16 protein-coding genes and 2 tRNA genes are annotated in these 15,842 nt (G+C 57.6%); 13 read left to right on the plus strand and 5 right to left on the minus strand.

Annotated features, from left to right (window positions below):
• Positions 1–287 precede the first annotated feature (287 nt).
• The 3 genes from obgE to rplU form a co-directional block, all read right to left on the minus strand.
• Positions 288–1,448 (minus strand): GTPase ObgE, encoded by a 1,161-nt coding sequence (obgE, locus tag JHD59_RS07995; RefSeq protein WP_199153861.1) that lies wholly within the window; start codon positions 1,446–1,448, stop codon positions 288–290.
• Positions 1,449–1,579: 131 nt separating this feature from the next.
• Entirely contained in the window at positions 1,580–1,855 is a 276-nt protein-coding gene (gene rpmA, locus JHD59_RS08000; protein ID WP_043621127.1) for a 50S ribosomal protein L27, read from the minus strand.
• Positions 1,856–1,867: 12 nt separating this feature from the next.
• Positions 1,868–2,179: a 50S ribosomal protein L21 gene (gene rplU, locus JHD59_RS08005; RefSeq protein WP_043621130.1), complete on the minus strand. Its 312-nt coding sequence runs from the start codon at positions 2,177–2,179 to the stop codon at positions 1,868–1,870.
• 183 nt (positions 2,180–2,362) lie between these two features.
• On the opposite strand from rplU, the gene ispB reads away from it, so the two are divergent.
• From ispB to JHD59_RS08030, 5 genes are all read left to right on the plus strand, one after another.
• On the plus strand, positions 2,363–3,343 hold the full coding sequence (gene ispB / locus JHD59_RS08010; protein ID WP_199153878.1) for an octaprenyl diphosphate synthase: 981 nt from the start codon (positions 2,363–2,365) through the stop codon (positions 3,341–3,343).
• A gap of 118 nt (positions 3,344–3,461) precedes the next feature.
• Positions 3,462–3,536: transfer RNA gene (locus JHD59_RS08015), tRNA-Arg, on the plus strand.
• Positions 3,537–3,701: 165 nt separating this feature from the next.
• Complete coding sequence (locus tag JHD59_RS08020) at positions 3,702–4,427, plus strand: type III secretion system effector phosphothreonine lyase (protein WP_199153862.1); 726 nt, start codon at positions 3,702–3,704, stop codon at positions 4,425–4,427.
• A gap of 105 nt (positions 4,428–4,532) precedes the next feature.
• Positions 4,533–4,599: transfer RNA gene (locus JHD59_RS08025), tRNA-Arg, on the plus strand.
• 96 nt (positions 4,600–4,695) lie between these two features.
• Positions 4,696–5,979, plus strand: a complete 1,284-nt coding sequence (locus JHD59_RS08030; RefSeq protein ID WP_199153863.1) for an integrase arm-type DNA-binding domain-containing protein — start codon at positions 4,696–4,698, stop codon at positions 5,977–5,979.
• On the opposite strand, the gene JHD59_RS08035 is transcribed toward JHD59_RS08030, so the two are convergent.
• A complete protein-coding gene (locus JHD59_RS08035; RefSeq protein ID WP_199153864.1) occupies positions 5,964–6,719 on the minus strand; it encodes a hypothetical protein in 756 nt (251 codons plus the stop codon). The two genes, JHD59_RS08030 and JHD59_RS08035, sit on opposite strands and share 16 nt — an antisense overlap.
• A 552-nt stretch (positions 6,720–7,271) precedes the next feature.
• On the opposite strand from JHD59_RS08035, the gene JHD59_RS08040 reads away from it, so the two are divergent.
• From JHD59_RS08040 to JHD59_RS08055, 4 genes are read left to right on the plus strand one after another with little or no spacing between them, the layout of a single operon-like run.
• Positions 7,272–7,490, plus strand: a complete 219-nt coding sequence (locus tag JHD59_RS08040; RefSeq protein WP_199153865.1) for an AlpA family transcriptional regulator — start codon at positions 7,272–7,274, stop codon at positions 7,488–7,490.
• Positions 7,491–7,520: 30 nt separating this feature from the next.
• The gene (locus JHD59_RS08045) at positions 7,521–8,246 is read left to right on the plus strand and encodes a hypothetical protein (protein ID WP_199153866.1); all 726 of its coding nucleotides are present in this window, start codon (positions 7,521–7,523) and stop codon (positions 8,244–8,246) included.
• 14 nt (positions 8,247–8,260) lie between these two features.
• Positions 8,261–9,250, plus strand: a complete 990-nt coding sequence (locus JHD59_RS08050; protein ID WP_199153867.1) for a P2 family phage major capsid protein — start codon at positions 8,261–8,263, stop codon at positions 9,248–9,250.
• Between the two features lie 10 nt (positions 9,251–9,260).
• On the plus strand, positions 9,261–9,542 hold the full coding sequence (locus tag JHD59_RS08055) for an ogr/Delta-like zinc finger family protein (RefSeq protein ID WP_199153868.1): 282 nt from the start codon (positions 9,261–9,263) through the stop codon (positions 9,540–9,542).
• Positions 9,543–9,581: 39 nt separating this feature from the next.
• Here JHD59_RS08055 and JHD59_RS08060 read toward each other — a convergent pair whose 3' ends face one another.
• Complete coding sequence (locus tag JHD59_RS08060; protein ID WP_199153869.1) at positions 9,582–10,028, minus strand: hypothetical protein; 447 nt, start codon at positions 10,026–10,028, stop codon at positions 9,582–9,584.
• Positions 10,029–10,369: 341 nt separating this feature from the next.
• Here JHD59_RS08060 and JHD59_RS08065 point away from each other — a divergent pair, with 341 nt between their 5' ends.
• The 4 genes from JHD59_RS08065 to JHD59_RS08080 form a co-directional block, all read left to right on the plus strand.
• Positions 10,370–10,546 (plus strand): hypothetical protein, encoded by a 177-nt coding sequence (locus tag JHD59_RS08065; RefSeq protein WP_199153870.1) that lies wholly within the window; start codon positions 10,370–10,372, stop codon positions 10,544–10,546.
• On the plus strand, positions 10,543–10,869 hold the full coding sequence (locus JHD59_RS08070) for a DUF1484 family protein (protein ID WP_199153871.1): 327 nt from the start codon (positions 10,543–10,545) through the stop codon (positions 10,867–10,869). Before JHD59_RS08065 ends, JHD59_RS08070 begins: the two co-directional genes overlap by 4 nt.
• Before the next feature lie 10 nt (positions 10,870–10,879).
• Positions 10,880–13,681: a toprim domain-containing protein gene (locus JHD59_RS08075; protein ID WP_199153872.1), complete on the plus strand. Its 2,802-nt coding sequence runs from the start codon at positions 10,880–10,882 to the stop codon at positions 13,679–13,681.
• Between the two features lie 1,039 nt (positions 13,682–14,720).
• The coding region (locus tag JHD59_RS08080; protein ID WP_199153873.1) for a DUF262 domain-containing protein at positions 14,721–15,842 on the plus strand (1,122 nt) is incomplete at its 3' end.

Below are 15,842 nucleotides of genomic sequence, written 5' to 3' on the forward strand. Positions count from 1 at the left end.
TTCTTGCTATGCCGCAATCATTTACCGGGCATATGCAGCCAAGCTAAGCAGATTCCGTGCCACGGAGCCCTTCAAACCGGCGGCTGGCTTGGCGTTTTCCCCTGAGGACAAAATACAACATCCAATTGACTTGTGAAGTAACGGCGCGTGAAAAGATCGGTGTACAACAAAGCGACGAAAATGAGCGAAAATCGGTCAAAACCCCACATTTTGCCCAAATTGAATAAAAAAACGGGCTGGATATGCCTCCAGCCCGTCTTCCATACCATGAAAACCTTGCGTTTTCGTTACGCCTCGTCACCCTCGCTTACCGTCGGCGCTTCCGGCGTGATCAGCTTCTGCTTGGCTGCAGCGGCTTGCTGCTGCAGCGCCTCGGCTTCCTTGCGCGCCTCGGCGCGCACCACGTCCAGATAGGACATGATGGCGAAGGTCAGCTCGCGGGTGCCTTCGTGGTTCAGCGCGGAGATGGTGAACACGCGCGGCGCCTTGATGTCGAAACCGAAGGAATCGTCCGGCTGCGTCTGCGGCCAGCCGTAGGCGTTGAGGAAGGCGGACACGGTCAGCTCGCGCTCGTCCTCCGGCAGCATGTCCACCTTGTTCAGCACCAGCCAGCGCGGCTTGCTGTACAGCTCCTCGTCGTACTTCTTCAGTTCGTCGACGATGGCGCGCGCCTCGCGCACCGGGTCCACATTCGGGTCAAACGGCGCGATGTCCACCACATGCAGCAGCAAGCCGGTGCGCTGCAAGTGCTTCAGGAAGCGGTGGCCCAGGCCGGCGCCTTCGGCCGCGCCTTCGATCAGGCCCGGAATGTCGGCGATCACGAAGCTGCGGGTATCGTCCATCCGCACCACGCCCAGATTAGGATGCAGCGTGGTGAACGGATAATCCGCCACCTTGGGACGCGCGGCGGACACCGCGCGGATGAAGGTGGACTTGCCGGCGTTGGGCATGCCCAGCAGGCCCACATCGGCCAATACCTTCAGCTCCAGCTTCAAGGTGCGCTGCTCGCCATCCTCGCCCGGCGTGCACTGGCGCGGCGCGCGGTTGGTGGACGACTTGAAGTGGATATTGCCCAGGCCGCCCTTGCCGCCCTTGGCAATCATGACGCGCTGGCCGTGATGCGTCAGGTCGGCCACCAGCTCGCCGGTGTCGTGGTCGGTGATCACGGTGCCTACCGGCATCTTCAGCTCGATATCGTCGCCGCCCTTGCCGTAGCAATCCGCGCCGCGGCCGCGCTCGCCGTGCTGCGCCAGGTATTTCTTGACGAAGCGGAACTCCACCAGGGTGTTGACGTTCTCGTCGGCCACCGCGTACACGCTGCCGCCCTTGCCGCCGTCGCCGCCATCCGGGCCGCCAAACGGCACGAATTTTTCGCGGCGGAAGCTGGCGACGCCATTGCCGCCGCGTCCGGCCATCACTTCAATCCGGGCTTCATCGATGAATTTCATTGCTCAAAACCTCTGTCTAGCGAGGAGTCAGGCGTGAGGATTGGAGCCATCCAACCCTCACGCCTTGCCCCTCGGGTATGAAAAAAGCCCTATCGAAGGATAGGGCTTTCTCGGGTGCCAGAAAGCGAAAATTATTCGCCGTCTACGCCGGTGTACGGAACCACGTTAACGGTCTTGCGCTGATGCGCGCCCTTAACGGTGAATTCAACGTAGCCATCAACCTTCGCGTACAGGGTGTGGTCCTTGCCCTGGCCGACGTTTTCGCCAGCGTGGAACTTGGTGCCGCGCTGACGCACGATGATGGAACCTGCCGGAATCAGTTCGCTGCCGTAAACCTTAACGCCCAAGCGTTTGGCTTCGGAGTCACGACCGTTGCGGGAGCTACCGCCTGCTTTTTTGTGTGCCATGACTGTTTATCCTTACTTCGAAATCGCGTCGATGCGGATTTCGGTGAAGTTCTGACGATGACCCTGATGCTTCTGGTAGTGCTTACGACGACGCATCTTGAAGATGCGAATCTTGTCGCCACGACCGTGGGCAACTACGGTAGCCTTGACGGTGGCACCGGCTACCAGCGGGGCGCCTACAACAACCTGTTCACCGTCAGCAATCATCAGCACTTCTTCAAGTACGATCTGGCTGTCGATGTCTGCAGGTATCTGTTCTACTTTAAGTTTTTCACCGATGGCAACCTTGTACTGCTTGCCGCCGGTTTTTATGACCGCATACATTCGCATGAGCTCCTGAATATTGAATCCCCGCACCTGATGCGCAAGGGAACGCGAGACTATACGTGCCCGCCCTCAACTTGTCAATAATTTCATCGACTTATGCGGCGAACACGGCGGCATGGCGGCTGCGGGGGCTTTTCTGGTAAGATTCCGCACTTTGGCGTACCCATCGCAACGATTAAACTGGTTGAAAACGTGTCCACCCCGCTTTTCCGAACCCTGATAGCCGCTGACATGCAGACCGTAGATCGCGTCATCCGCGACAGGCTGCACTCTGATGTCGTACTGATCCGCCAAGTGGCGGAATACATCATCTCCGCCGGCGGCAAGCGCCTGCGCCCGGCGTTGACCCTGCTATCGGGCCGCGCGCTGGGCTACCAGGGCGCGCACCTGTTTGAACTCGCCGCGATGATAGAGTTCATCCACACCGCCACGCTGCTGCACGACGATGTGGTGGACGAGTCCGACCTGCGCCGCGGCCGCAAAACCGCCAATGCGCTGTTCGGCAACGCCGCCAGCGTGCTGGTGGGCGACTTCCTCTACACCCGCGCCTTCCAGATGATGGTGACCACGCGCAGCATGGACATCCTGGAAGTGATGGCCGAGGCCACCAACATCATCGCCGAAGGCGAAGTGCTGCAACTCTTGAACATCGGCAACACCGATGTCAGCGAGGACGATTACCTCAAGGTGATCCAGTACAAGACGGCCAAGCTGTTTGAAGCCGCCGCCCGCGTGGGCGCGCTGATCTCCGGCGCCGCGCCGGAACAGGTGCAGGCCATGGCGGACTACGGCATGTACCTGGGCACCGCCTTCCAGATCATTGACGACGTGCTGGACTACAGCGGCGACGCCGAAACCATAGGCAAGAGCCTGGGCGACGACCTGGCCGAAGGCAAGCCGACGCTGCCGCTGATCTACACCATGCGCAACGGCAGCCCAGAGGCGGCCACGCTGGTGCGCGAAGCGCTGGAACACGCCAACCGCGACCGTTTCCACGACGTTTTGAATGCGGTACAATCCTGCGGCGCGCTGGAATATGCCAAGAATGAAGCCGTGAAAATGGCCGAACAGGCCATTGCCTCCTTGCAGAACATTCTCGAATCGGAAACCCGCCAGGCTCTGATCGAGCTGGCCCGCCTGTCGGTGGACCGCAGCGCCTAAGCGCCGCCCAGTTTTCCCAAGCGTCTCCGTAGTTAAATGGATTGACTTACTTGCATTTTCCAGTTAATTCAATGACTTGCAGGAGACAAAAAATAGTGCGTAGCACTTTTATAGCACTGCTGCCGTAGTTCAACGGATAGAACGGCCGCCTCCTAAGCGGCAGATACAGGTTCGATTCCTGTCGGAAGCGCCAAACTAAAGCCCGCACAAGCGGGCTTTATCATATTTAGACAACCCATTTCGAGTGCGCCGCTCCAGCAGCGCCCGAACACCCCTCAAGCAAATGATCGTTTTTTGCAAGCAGGCTGCGTTTTCCTTTGAAATCATGGCTACACCTGCCTTGTGGAGCACATTTGTCATGCCTATCAACCGAGTCGGTTTAAAACTCCCTCTCCTTGCCTTGAATATGGGGCGCCCTGATGAGAAACTGCAGAAGCCCTCTACGAATGAGAGCCTGCAAACCGATCTCAGCACCCTACACCATCAAATGAAACAGATGCCGATTTCGCACTTCAAAGAGGCACTGGATACACCAGATTACTCAGGGATGCGTCAGAGTGGCTTTTTTGCCATGAGCCATGGTTTTCAGCTGGAAAACCATGGAGGTGATGTTTTCATGCACGCACGTCGAGAAAATCCTCAGTGCAAGGGTGAGTTTGCTGGAGACAAGTTCCACATCAGTGTGCAGGGAGACCAAGTACCCAAAGCATTCAATGCGCTGTCCGCAATGCTGTTTTCAGAGGACAGTCCAATTGACAAATGGAAAGTGACCGACATGGAACGTGTCGATCACAAGTCCCGCGTGGGCGCGGGTGCTCAATTCACTTTGTATGTAAAACCGGACCAGGAAAATTCGCAATACAGTGCACCATCACTCCATAAGACACGGCTATTTGTTGAGTGCTTGGAATCCAAACTATCTGAAAACGGGGTTAATCCAGGGCAGCATCCTGACTCAGACATCCGTCCTGAAAATTGGAAATATATCAGTTATCGCAATGAATTTAGAAGCCAGCGTGATGGTAGCGAAATGCAGAGCCAAACTTTACGACAAGAGCCATTCTATCGCTTGATGGTAGAGTGAGAATAAGTATGATTATTATTCGAAGCGTAGCGCCATTCGACTTATCTTCAGAACCCATCGTGTTTTGCCATACATATTCTTCAGGGCTTCTAGACCACAGTGTTTAGTTAAATGGATATAACGGCCCCCTCCTAAGGGGCAGTTACAGGTTCGATTCCTGTCGGGGACGCCACTCACACTTCCAAAGCAGTCCGAGAAAGTCCATGAAACCCGCACCAGCAAAGGCTTTGCGGGTTTTTTAACATCCGAAACCGTCCAAATAGTTCCATTGAAAGCCGGGCGCACATGGGGGCATACTTGGGGGCATCGACAAAGGGGGCACTTTTTGATGCCCCCAAATGCACCCGAGAACAGCTCCATGCCCCTGACCGATACCGCTTGCAAGACAGCCAAACCGAGAGAGGATGGCAAGCCGCTTCGCCTATCCGACGAAAAAGGCATGTACCTGGAAGTCATGCCCAATGGCTCCAAATACTGGCGGCTGAAGTACCGCTTCAATGACAAGGAAAAACGCCTAGCCCTGGGCATCTACCCCGAGACCACACTGAAGGAGGCCCGTCAGAAGCGAGACGACGCCCGCCGGCGGCTGGCTAATGGCGAAGACCCAAGTGAGCAGCGCAAGCTGGAAAGAATGCTGAAGCAGGCAGCGACGGCCAACAAGTTTGAAGCCATCGCGCTGGAGTGGCATGCAAGGGAAAGCCACGAATGGTCCGCCGCCCATAGCGAGCGCGTTTTGTCCGCAATGAAGACCCACATTTTCCCCTACATCGGGGACAGGCCAATCCACGAGATTCGCCCGCTGGAACTGCTGGAAGTGCTGCGCAAGGTGGAAAGCGCCGGCAATATTGATACGACCAAGCGCCTGCGGCAACGCTGCTCAGCCGTCTTCCGTCTGGCCATCCTGACCGGTCGCTGCGACAGCGATCCGGCCGCGCCACTGACTGATGCCCTCAAGAGCCAGCAATCCACCCCGCGCAAGGCGCTAATGCGCGAGGATATCCCCGCTTTTCTGGAAGCACTGGAGAAGTACGACGGCAGCGTGCAAACCAAGCTGATGATGAAGCTGATGCTGCTGACCTTCACCCGTGTCGGAGAAATGGCCATGGCCAGGTGGGAGGAAATCGACTTCGAAAAGGCGCTGTGGACCATCCCACCGGAACATCGCAAGCTGCCGGAGAAATCCAAGAAAACCGCGCCGCCACATCTTGTACCGCTATCCAAGCAAGCCCTAGATGTGTTGCGCCAACTGCACGCCATCAGCGGCGGCCGGGAACACATCTTCCCCAATCGCAACAGCCCACGCCGTCCCATGTCGCCGGAAACCCTGCGCCGCGCCCTTCACAGCATGGGCTTTCGAGGCAAAGCCGATGTCCACGGCTTCCGCTCCACAGCCTCGACCATCCTGAACGAAGAAGGCTTCAACCCAGATGCTATCGAGCGCCAGCTATCCCATACCGAAACCAACAAGGTACGGGCGGCTTACAATCGGGCTGCATATATGGATGAACGAAAGAAGATGATGCAATGGTGGGCCAGCTATCTTTTTAAATAAAGTGCCCATACCCATGAAATTAATATCAACAACGAAAGAACAATTGAAAACCAAATTAACTCCCTACGCCCACGACGCCAGGCCATGAATAGTTGATTTTTAAATCCAACACCTTCATCAAGAAGCCCGCACTCAGAAAGTTTTCTAGATGCAATCAACGCAATTCGTATAGCCATTACATTCTCCCTTGTAACAACCGCTACCCCCATAGTTACACAACCACCAACTAACATTGTTACAAATCGAATAAGCCCATCATCCCGACCCGAAATAAAGTTAACTGTCATCATTACAACACCAACCATAAATATGCTAAACAGCCCCAAGGCAGAAAAGAATATCTCCGACAAACCTATCTCTAAATAGTACTTACCTTCATCATTTACTTTAAGATATGGCGCTATAATTTTCATCTGCCTTGGGGACAAAAATCCAAGATCAAACACTTTCAACAATTGCTCTCGCCGCTCCTTACTTACACTGATTTTTGCAAGCTTAAAAAAGGCATCATGATACCCGCGCTCTTCATTTATTTTCTTTAAACAACCATCATCACCAATTAGCTCTTTAAGATTGGAAAGATCCTCTGCTTTTTTTGCCCGCCAATCAGATGAGGACTTAGAAAAAAGCGCATGTAGCCTCTCAATAAAGATCACCAACCCGACCAAGTAGGCCAGCAAATAACCCAGCCATTTAATGGAATCCGGAGATGATTTAATAAGCTCTATATACTCATTCATTTAAACACTCCAAAAATTGACAACATCATAAAAAGTGACTATAGCAACAATATTGAAGGGTGAACAGCCTCCACACCCCTGCGCGCGCCATCGAAGCCCCGCCTCGCCCCCGCGCTTCATGTGCCGCTAATCATGCACCTGCATGAACCCACGCCAGGCCCGCACCGTATGGCCTGGCGCGCTGTTTTTCCCCTGCCCTGATTCATGCGTTTTCATGCAGCCTATGCATGCAGTCGCCGTTTTGGCTGACTGACGTTTCCGCCCCTCCCTCTCTCTTTCCGCTTAAATCTTCCGCCGTGTATGTCCGGCGCAGTCCGTATTCGTCCGATACGGTCCATCTATTCAAAATTCCCTCTGCCTCTTTCAATTTTCCCGCCTTTCGTCAATAGCCAAAACTGAGTTTTTCTAGCTTTTCAAGTTTCGTTGTTGTGTGGCGATTCCACACAACAAGCCCGCCAAACTTGATTGGAAATTTCTGAAATACTGCGTTCGCTGATCGGCGTATCCGATTGCATCCACAGATATTCAGATCAAACGATAAGGACAAATCCAATGACCGCCATTGCCCCTTCGCTCACCGCCCAGCCGCTGCGCTTTATGCGCTTGCCGGAAGTCATTTCCACCTGCGGCTTGTCCCGCTCGTCGGTATACGACGCCATCAAGCGCGGCAGCTTTCCGGCCCCGGTGCCGCTGGGCGGTAAAAGCGTGGCCTGGCTGTCGTCCGAAATCGACGCCTGGATGGTGGATCGCATCGCGGCGCGCCACGCCTAACCCCCCAATCAACGCACCCGGACTCAGAACATGCATATCCAGAACCCCAACACCCAAGAAACTGTCGCTTTCGCCGTCGCCGGCCTAATGGAACGCCTGGCCGCCTTCGAGCAAGACCTGAACGCCTGGCAGACCCTGGCCGACAACGCCGCGCGCCGCGTCCAAACCGCCGAAGCGCTGCGCAGCGAAGCCGAGCAGGCGCGCAAGGATTGCCGCCAGGCGATGCGTACCTCCTTGGGCATTCCCACCAAGGCAGTGCGCGAGCTGAAGAGCAAGGAAATGGCCAACCTGGAATTGGCCGAAGAAACGCTGAAGATCGCCGAGGAAGAAAAGATTCTGGCCGAAAAGCAGCAGGAGACGTTGTTCGAGCAGCGCCAAGCCCTGGTACAGGAGCGCCACGCGCTGCGCCGCCAGTATTGGGATGCGGTGCTGGACGACCAGATCGCGCAATGGGGGCAACAGCTGCCGGTGCTGGCGCTGCTGTTGGCTGAAGCGCCGAAGGCGTGCATCGAGCGGCTGTTCGGCCGCGCCGAATTGCACAGCAATCATGAGCAAACCTATGCCGCGCTGCAGCCGGGCGAGCTGCAACAGGCGCTGAAATCCGCCGCGCAGGCGGAACCGGACGACTTGCTGACCCTGCTCAATAAGCCGATGCCGGCGCTGGCGACGCCCACCACCCAGCACCAGAGCCCCATCACCCGCATGCGCTATCAAGCCGAGCGCGACGCGAAATACCAAGCCCTGATCAACCGTTAAGCGAGCACCCCACCATGCAAAACACGACCCGCCAAGCCCTGGACCATTTCGTCGGCCGCTACTTCAGCCATATGGACGCCCATCAATCCCCAGGGATTTGCCATGCGGCTCCAGAGCCGCAAGCCGCGCAGGCCCGCATTCAGGTGCTGAAAGCCAAGAGCCGGCTGCTGTCCGCCATCAACGTGCTGGGCGTGGCCGAGATCAAAGGCCGCTCGCAAAACTTCGACCTTGCCGGCACCTTGGCCGCCACGGTGGACACCAACCGCCATGCGCGCCAGCCGGCGCAACAGACCTGGCAGCCGGCGCAATACTTCTGCCAGCAGACCAACTTCGACGCCGCCTTTGATTACGCCACCTTGGACGCCTGGATGAACGAGACGCAGGACCAAGCCTTGTTCGAAGCCCGCGCGCGGCAGACGCTGGACCGGCGGATTCTGCTGGACCGGGTGATGATCGGCTTCCACGGCCTGAAGCGCGCCCAGGACTCTGACCGGGCGCAGCATCCGCAGCTGCAAGACGTCAATGTCGGCTGGCTGCAGCAGATCCGCGAGCAAGCGCCCAAAGCCTGCCTGGAGCGCGTCCGGGTCGGCGAGGGCGAGCGTTTCCGCAACCTGCACCGTCTGGTGCGCCATGCCGTCAACAACCTGCTGGCCCCAGCCTGGCGCGATGATCCGCTATTGGTGGCGCTGGTCGGCGCGGACTTGCTGCCGGACGCGGTATGCGAACCGAGCGGCCAGGCCGAGCCGTGGGACGATCTGGTGTTCCACAAGCAGCGCGTGGGCGGGCTGCAAGCGGCGACGGCGGCCTTCTTCCCTGGCGACAGCATCCTGATTACCCGGCTGGACAACCTGTCGCTGTACTTCAACCACCACGCCATGCGCTACCGCTATCAGGAAGACCCTTCCATCAACAGCGTGCTGTTCTACCACTCCAGCGCCGACGCCTATGTGATCGAGAACCTGGCCGCCTGCGCGCTGATTGAAGAAGTGGAAATCGTGGACTGAGGAGACGGAGATGGCCTTTCCCTGCCCGCTGTGCGGCGCGATGTCGCGGGTGCGCACCAGCCGCATGCTGACCGCCAGCACCAAGGAGATTTACTACAACTGCAGCAATGACGACTGCTGCCACCAATACAAGACGATGGAGGGCGAACCGCGCACCGTAGCCCAACCCATCAAGGGCGGCGCGCAGATACCGCCGGAGCGGCTGCGCAAGCTGCCGAGTGCGGCCCAAGCGCCAGCCCCGCAGGCGCTGACCGTCACGCCCGGCCGGATTCAACACCGCGTCTTGGAGTAATGAAAATGGCCCGCTGCAGGGCGGGCCATTTTTAGATGTTTATTTCTCGGCGGCAATAGCCATCAATAAATCATATTCTTTTTGATGGGATTTCAATTTCTGCCGCAACTGTTTGACTTGCAGTTCTAGCTTATCCAGCTCTTCCGTCATTAACTGCTTTTTATCATGATATATGAAATTAATCTCTTGCAAGGCCGCGCGAACGTGTGCCGGACTATATTTTTTCCGCACATCCTTTTCGTTCATTTTAGGGCTGGGCCATACCACGCCTTCAAACCGTCTCACAAACTTTCTTTTATTGCCGCACTTTTCGCAGGACGTATAGTACTCGATAAATTTTTCTATGATTTTCCTGCTGGTTCTTATTTTATAAAAACCGCCGCAATCAGGACATGGACACCACGAAAACTTACCCAAAAAAGCCATAAACCCCTTCAAGCAAAATAAAAAGGCCCCTGCCAGGGCCTTGGGTACTACAAAAACCATTCCAACTATCCAGCGCCATTATATCCCGATGAAATGCACCGCTCAAACGCAACATGTGAATCACATGCTTGACAGCCCCGCACGATTCCCGCACCATTACCGCGTCGTGTTCAATAGCGCGACCGGGATTGGTCTCCTGATTACGAAGGCGGATAGCCGCCTATTGCGGCATTTTTTACGTCCGTTAAACACCGCTGGTGCGTCTTCTTCTATGGCGGGCCTTGGTGGGAGCGTGCTTGCACGCGCCGGTTCCTTCGTACCGGTAGACCAATCCCGCCCTGTGCCTGCCACCCCCGATTGGTCTCGGGATGGCAAGCGTAACGCTTACGAAGGAGGCTTCCATGCCTGGCACCATCCTGCGCGCTTTCCGCGCCCTGTTTCCGCAAGTCACCCGTCCCGTTTCCACGCTGCCCAACGAGGCTCAAGCCCGCGCGCTCGCCGCTTTGCTGGTGGCACAGGGTCAACGCGCCTTGATTCATCACACCGCTACCGGCTTCGCCGTGGAGGTGATCGCATGAACGCCCTGCCGCTGATTGCCCCGCTGGCGCTGTCCGCCGTCCATCACCAATTGGCGCAGCTGCAATTGCTGGCCAACACCCCCGAACATGCCGCCTTGCGCGAGCCGCTGCACCAGCTGGCTAGCCTGTGCCAGGGAATCGAACACACCGTCAGCGCCGGCGTATCGCGCCTGGCGCGCACCGGCGACGGCCTGCAGGGCCTGGTCGAGCTGCTGGATTGCGCCGAGGACCAACCGTTGCCGGCGCAGCTCCTGGCCGGGCTGCTGGCTCCACTGCAACAGCAAGTCATCGACGCCAGCGCCGACATCGGCCAACTGCTCTAAGGACAAGACCATGAACGCAAGAAACCCTCTCCCGCGCACCGGGCGAGACGCCCCCGGCTTGTCTGGCGGTTCGCAAACGGCGCTTGGCCAGTGGTTCGACCAGTTGAAAGACAACATCGACTTGCACGACCTGGCGGCGCGGCTGGGCCTGACGCGCCAGGGCAAGGGCAACTATCACAGCCCGCATCACCCGGACAGCAGCGCCTCGCTATCGATCTTTGCCGACGGCCGCGGCTGGAAGGACTGGAGCGGCGACGCCGGCGGTAGCTGCATCGACTTGCTGCGCTATTGCCGGCCGGAGCTGGACACGCCGCTGTCGGCCGCGCGGCTGCTGGGCGACTGGTACGGCATGCCGCAACCGAAACCGGCGATGAAGGAAAGGGCCGCGCCGGCGCGCAAGTCCACCCTCGATTACATCGCCGAGCGATGCCTGGCCCAGGCCGATGCAGCCCTGGCTTACCTGACCGGCCGTGGCATAGACGAGGCGGTGATCCGCCGCGCCATCCAGTGCAAGACGCTGGGCTGGAACGATTGGCACAGCGCCAAGGTGGCGGCCGGCGAAGTCGGCCATGGCGGCGCGGCCGTCGCCTTCCTGGTGCGCAGCGGCGGCCGGCTGGCGGCGGTGGATCTGCGCTATGCCGATCCGGCCTTGAATGGCGGCGTCAAAGCGCAATGCCAGGGCGAGCGCGAGGGCCATGGCTGGTGCAGCGATCCGGCGCGGTTGAAGCGAGCGCGGATGGTGGTGATCGTGGAAAGTCCGATCAATGCCTTGTCGGTGGAGTGCTGCGCGTCATCCGATGTGGCGGCGCTGGCGCTGCGCGGCGTCGGCAACGTGGACAGCATCGACTGGACCGCCTTGCGCGGCAAGCGGGTGCTGGTAGCACTGGACCACAGCGACCCGGTCAACCCGGCCACCGGCTTGCGGCCGGGCCTGGCCGCCGCTTGGAAGCTGTCGGAGAAGCTGATTGCCGCCGACATCGGCCATTTGCTGGTGGACATGCAGGAGTGGGACGAAGGCGAGGACATCAACGATGTGCTGCAGCGCCATGGCAAGGACGAACTGACCGCGCGCTTGCGCAAGCTGGAGCCGTGGCTGTTGCCCGGCATGCCCGGCGGCGGCGAACGCCTGGAGGGCACGCGACGGGTGCAACTCCCCGGCCATGACTGGGCAGTGTACTGGCGTTTCCGGGTGAAGGAGGACTTCACCCAGTACGTCGACGAGTTCAAGACCGACGACGACGGCAACCGTTCGGAGACGCTGGGCGACCTGTGTTCCTTCCGCGTGGCCAGCCTGTCGCGGCTGCGCATCCAAAGCCATCTAGCCACCATCAGCGGCGCGGCCGACCATCAGCCGGAAACCGTGTTCGGCGTCAGCGCCCAGTTGGCCCGGCATGGGGTGACGCTGCAGCGCGAGGTGGCCACCGACGACAAGCTGTACAACCTCGAATGGTGGAAAAGCCGCTTCGGCGCGATCTGGAAGCCGGCGCAGTTCCAGCGCCTGGTCAACCTGATGGAGCGGGCCGCCGACCTGGGCGCGCGCGATGTGGTCAACTTCGTCGGCCTGTCGTGGAAGGCCGGCACGCTGGCGGCGCAGGAGGGGCAAGACTGCTATTTCGTCGAGCCGCAGAAGCAATGCCTGTACTACAATCTGACCTTCCCGCGCGGCACCACGCAACAGGCGCGGACGGTGATTCAAGCCTATCAGGACACCTTCCGCGATAATGCGGCCGCCATCCCTCTGGTGTGGGCCCTGGGCGCGCACCTCAAAACCCTGCTCGGCTTCTATCCGCACTTCCAGATGCAGGCCGAGAAGGGCTCGGGCAAATCCAAGCTGCTGGAGAGTCTGCAAACCACCCTGGCGTTTCAGGTGCTGTCCGGGCAGATGCTGAAGACCGACCACCGCCGCCGCGCCTCGGTGTCGTTCACCTCGCAGCCTGTGGGCTGGGATGAATTCTCCAAACTGCCCAAAGCGGTGCTGTCCGACATCGACGCGTTGCTGCAGTCGACCTATCGTTTCGAGTTCACCCGCGTCGGGGCCAGCCTGACGCCCTACCTGATGTGCGCGCCGGTGTTGCTGGCCGGCGAGGAAGTCGACGTACAGAGCCTGCAGTCCAAGCTGTGCCGCAGCAGCCTGTCGGTGGCGCGACAAGGGGCGTTGATACCGCATGATCTGCCGGCCTTCCCTTTGTGGCCGTGGCTGCAGTTTCTGGCCGATGTCGAGCCGGCCCGGCTGCGCGACCTGCACCGCCATTACCTGGGGCTGTGCGAACGTCACAGCCGCGCGCCCACCGGCGACGCCACCGCGCGGCGGATGATGGAGAACTACGCCGCCCTGCTGTGCAGCTGGGCTTTGCTGTGCGAATTCGCCGACCTCGACCCGCAGCAAGGCGGCTTCATCGAAGACCTGATGGCGGAAATGAACAGCCACATCGTCGACACCGACGGCAGCCGGCTGCCCTGGGTATGGATCATGGAAATCCTGCTGTCCGAGCTGGAGGCGCGCCGCTTTGACTACCCGCACTGCTGGGACCGGGTCAAACTCCCTGACGGCCGCAGCGAGATGGCGCTGTTCCTCCGGCCGAATCATGTGATGGACCATCTCTCCACCGCGCCACACTTACGCGCCAAGTTCGACGCGCTGCCGGTGAAGACCGGCCGCATCTTCAAGCATCAGCTGCTGCAAAGCCCGGTGGTGCTGGCCGACAGCGTCGAGAAGACCATCCACGGCCGCCGCCAGGGCCACCTGACCGCCATCAGCCTGCCGCAACTGGAAAAGCTCGGCCTCTACGCCGCGCCAGACATCCAGCCCTAAACCCCCCGCGCCTCTCCTCGACAGCCCGCCTAGTGTGGGCTGTCACGCATTCCCCCGCTCAAACTGCAAAATGGCGGAGCCTTTTACACACCAAATATGACATTGACACAACGCTTTCGACGAAAACGGCCGTAAATCGCCGGTTTCCGCGCCATTGGGTAGGGGAGGATGTAAAAAAATTCCGTGGATTGGCCCCGCTTCACGACCTAAGTCATTGATTGTTGAGCAGAACCCATCCACGGTTTGCCCTCCAAAATCCACGGTTTCCCCTCAAACTTCCACGGTTTGCTCCATTTCTTCCACATCGCCGTTTTACGGTTTCACCCCTCTTCTTCTCTTCTTTTTTTATAAAAAACAAAGAGATAGAGAAGAAAAGCAGTGAAAAGGGAAGCAAGGGGCCATCCACGGTTTCAGCGCGCTGCTTAAAAATTAATCCACGGGTTTGCCGGCGGAAGTCGTGGAAATGGTGGATTCGCCCTTCCCTTCATGGCATTGATTTTATTGAGGTTTATGCGGCATCCACGGAATTGGGGGGAGAGGCCGTGGACAAACCGTGGATGAAAAGCCGTTACAGGACAACGACTTAGGCTTCAATCCACGGTTTCGGGGGGATTTTAGGTGTGTGTGTGTGGCTGAGACTTGGCAAAACAGGGATATCGATTGGCCGATAGCTGCTGGCTGTGATCCTTGTCGATGAACGATGTACGACTGCTATTCGGCCAAAGCGGCCTCTCATACTATCGATTCGCAGGCTCTGCTCAAGGCTCGAAACTGGGTACCAAGTGGAAGAAGTATATAGACCGCGAAGAAGCTTTTCGGGATATGGTCGATTACATCAGAATGTTTACAACACGAAACGGTGCCACAGTTCCAATGATGGACTATCTCCAGTAGAGTTTAAGAAGCAAGATCTCCAGAGGTCCGAGCTGTCTAGAGGAGCCGGGGCGACTCATCAGACTAATTGAAACGCCTCACAAGTAGAGTAGACTAACTGCAATTTTCGAATGGCAACCCCTTTGTCGCTGATAGGTACGAATTAATGTCTAGAAAAGATCGCCACCAGACCGCCCCGACCGAAGAGCTGGGAGCCGACGGCAGGCCTGTTGGGGTCGAAGTGGAAGCTAGCCTTCCATCAAATGAACCATTCGATCCAGCGTCGATTTCGATTGAGCCCAAGGTCATCGCAATGGACACTTTGCTTAGACGTCTCAGGCAAGGTTCTATTCGACTCGCACCATCTTTCCAACGTAAATTCGTTTGGGATATCGAGCGTCGGAGCCAACTGATAGAGTCCCTAATGCTTCGAATCCCACTACCAATGTTCTATGTGGCAGCCAACGAGGATGGAAGCTGGGATGTTGTTGACGGCTTACAACGACTAACGACAATTCGGGACTTCTTACTTGGTGAGGAGACAAACGACAAGGGCGAAAGAACCTGTCCAAGTGCATCTTACTTCGCTCTTGCCGATTTAGAGTTCTGGGGTGAGCGGTTCAACAAAAAAACATTTAAACAGATCTGTGAAGATAGCAAGCAGGCCAGAATCGTGAATAACATCATGGAAACAGAGATGCGCTTCACTGTTATTAATCCGGGCACCCCAGAAGAGGTCAAGCGAAACATTTTCAAGCGCATCAATACCGGAGGAATGCCGTTAACTTCCCAGGAAATTCGTCACGCACTATACCAAGGCCACGCATCAAACCTGTTACAAGAGTTAGTAAGCCAACCTGCTTTCACGCAAGCGGTTGATGACTCTATTGATGACAGTAGGATGGCTGCTCGTGAACTGGCTCTTCGCTTTCTTGCCTTCTACTTGTTGGGAGCCGAAAACTATTCTGGCGACATGGATCGCTTCTTAAGCAACACCATGCGAGTTATCAACCAAGTACCTAACATTTCGACGGCCCAGTTAGAACGTATTTTTTACCCTCACCAACATCCGACGATCCCAGCAGTTTCACTCGATGAGATTAAAGCTACCTTTGAACGCTCTATGAATAGGTGTCGGCAGTTCTTTGGAAGCTATGCTTTCCGAAAGGCTGTACCTAAAGACCGCCGCACCCCAGTCAACAAGGCCCTCTTCGATTCTTGGTCTACAATTATGGCAGGCATGTCGGACAAGAACTTTCAGTCCCTTTTGAAGTGCAAAGCGGAATTC

The organism is Chromobacterium sp. ASV23 (genome assembly GCF_016428945.1).
Taxonomy (GTDB): domain Bacteria; phylum Pseudomonadota; class Gammaproteobacteria; order Burkholderiales; family Chromobacteriaceae; genus Chromobacterium; species Chromobacterium sinusclupearum.